The 2443-nt window shown below is 52.2% G+C and carries 2 protein-coding genes and 1 pseudogene; all 3 read right to left on the reverse strand.

Features of this window, described 5'->3' with window-relative positions; all coding sequences use genetic code 11:
* Positions 1 to 47: 47 nt before the first annotated feature.
* A complete protein-coding gene (locus tag PGQ38_RS19100) occupies positions 48 to 1385 on the reverse strand; it encodes a virulence-associated E family protein (protein WP_270433138.1) in 1338 nt (445 codons plus the stop codon).
* Positions 1351 to 1998 carry a CHC2 zinc finger domain-containing protein gene (locus PGQ38_RS19105; protein WP_270433139.1) on the reverse strand — a complete coding sequence of 216 codons (648 nt, stop codon included), beginning with the start codon at positions 1996 to 1998 and terminating at the stop codon, positions 1351 to 1353. Before PGQ38_RS19105 ends, PGQ38_RS19100 begins: the two co-directional genes overlap by 35 nt.
* A gap of 65 nt (positions 1999 to 2063) precedes the next feature.
* Positions 2064 to 2443: pseudogene (locus PGQ38_RS19110) on the reverse strand (MobQ family relaxase); the annotation flags it as partial.

The following is a 2443-nucleotide window of genomic DNA, read 5'->3' on the forward strand; positions in this document are numbered from 1 at the left end:
CGGCTCGGCAACGGGATAGCAACAGGGGGTGCAACGGGCTGCCATTTTCAGAACGGAAGCTCCATCTGTTCTGTGACCTCCACAAAACCGTCCATCGTTTTTTCAGACGGGTTGCCGGAGTCCGTTGCCGGGTTTTCACGCTCCCAGCCCTTTTGTCTGCCATATTCGGAAAACATTCTTGGGTTCGGGAAGTACCGCCAGCCAGAAATGCACTGGTTCATAATCTCGTTGATTTCCCGGATTTCCCATTGCTTCGGCTCGTCAAAGGCATGGTTCAAGGCTTCCTTGTAGAGCTGCTTGGAGCAGACCATGCTCCCGGTGTACTTATCAAGATACGCCTGTATCATCCCGGCTTTGGTGTCCTCCGGCATAAAATCCCGCTGGTGTTCTTTGAGATACCGCTGCATGGCGGGGCTGAAAGCCAGCTTGAACCTGCCGCTTCGGTAAATCTCCATAGCTTCTGCCCACATTTGCTCGATATAGGCTCTGGAAGCAGCTTCATCCTCCAAAATGTGAACCTCGGCTTGTTCCGGGTACACCATGACGGGGATAAAGCGGCGATTGCCGGAACGGTCAAGGGGCAGGAAGTCAAGAGCATTGGAAGTGCCGCCAAACACGCATTGGCGGGGGCGGTCTGCCGGGTGGGTTTCATAGGGTATCTTGTAGACCTCCTTCTGCCGGCTTAAAAACGACTTGATTTCGTCAGTGCTCTTGGCGTTGGCGGTTGCCATCATGTCCGACATGTCGATAGTCCAGTGACCTTGCAGCTTGCGGTACACATTGTCATCGTCCAGCTTCCGCAAATCATCGGAGAACCACTCGTCCCGGACTGCCAGCAGACGGAAGAAGGTGGACTTTCCAGCCCCCTGACCGCCTACCAGACAGAGCATGATTTCAAATTTGCACCCTGGCTGAAAGGCTCGTGAGATTGCACCCAACAGGAACAGCTTCAATGCTTCATAGGTGTAATCATCTGCGTCAGCCCCCAGAAAGTGCCGCAGGCAGAAACGGATTCGCTCTGTCCCATCCCACACAAGAGTATTGAGATAGTCCCGGATGGGATGGTACTTGTTTTCATTCGCCACAATCCCGATGGCATTATCAATCTTTTTCTCATTGGTAAGCCCATAGGTTTCTTCCAGATAAAGAAGCAGATACTTCATGTCCGTATCGTTCAGGGCGGTGCTTTCTCTGTGGAAGCCGATGGGCTTTATGATGTCCTTGCGGTCGGTCAGGATGTTGTATGCGATAGCCCCGGAAAGCAGAGGGTCACGCTGGAATACGGTCAGGCAGTTCCGTATGCTCTGACGGACACCGCCTTTCTCGGTAGTTTCCAGCCCCGCCTTGATTTCAGGGGCGCTCTGGGGTGGCTGCATGGCGTTCATGGTGTTTTTTAGTTCTTGCTGCGTCTGCGGCTGCAAGCTCTGCCATTCGCTGTTCAAGCTGTATCACATCCTTTCCGTAGTCCGTAATCAAAGCCGCTTTTTCCTCTGTCTCCCCGAACAGCAGCACATCCAGCAGATATTCCACTTGGTCTTGCTTCTGTAAGGCTTCCACAAACCGGGGATGAAAGGCTTCCTCCGGGGAGTGCGGGACATAATCCTTTCTCCATGCCCGAAGCAGGTGGAGATAATCGGCAAGGATACGGGAGCAGCGGTTCTTTGCTTCCTGAAACTGTTCCTCCGGGGATTTCTGCCGGGGCTTGGGCTTTTTTACCTTTCCCGACGGTTTCCAGTCCTCATAGGAAATTCCAAAGTCCTGTGCCAGTTGTACGGCGGCTTCTTTCTTTCCCAGCCCATACAGAGCGGCGGCAAAATCAATCACATCCCCATCCGTACCGCAGCCGAAGCAGTGGTAACGCCGATCCAGCTTCATGCTTGGGGTTTTATCGTTATGGAACGGGCAACAAGCCATCCCGTTCCGACCTACATGGATTCCATAATGCTCCGCAGCCTGTCTTGTTGTGACGGACTGCTTCACAGCTTCAAATACATTCAAATCTATCCCTCCTTGAAAATAAGAAAAGCACCTGACATTCTCTGATTGAAAATGGCAAGTGCCTGTTAAAGTTCCATATCCTGTTGTCTGTGTTTCGTCTGTGCCGAGGCGGTTCTTTGTGGTTTTTTCTCGTCAGCCTTATCCTGCAAGACTTCTTTGAGGGACTGCTTCTTGGGCGGCTCTTTGCTTTCTTCTGTGCCGGGTGTGGCTTTCCGTACCCAGTAGCGGATGTCCCGCAGCTTCTTCAAATCCTCCTGTACCTCGATCAGCGGTACTTTCAGTTCTGCGATTTCGCTGAGAAGTGTTTCCTGCTCCTCTTGCAGCTCCTTTTGGGTACTATCCTTATCGTCCGGGTGTTTGGCAAGGTAGGCGGTGGCTTTCTCATACCGGGCAACCTCCGGGTGTTCCTGTTTGAATTTCTCCTTTGTTTTCTTGAAAAATATCT

The sequence above is a fragment of the Blautia faecis genome, from assembly GCF_027662325.1.
Classification (GTDB): Bacteria; Bacillota; Clostridia; order Lachnospirales; family Lachnospiraceae; genus Blautia_A; species Blautia_A faecis.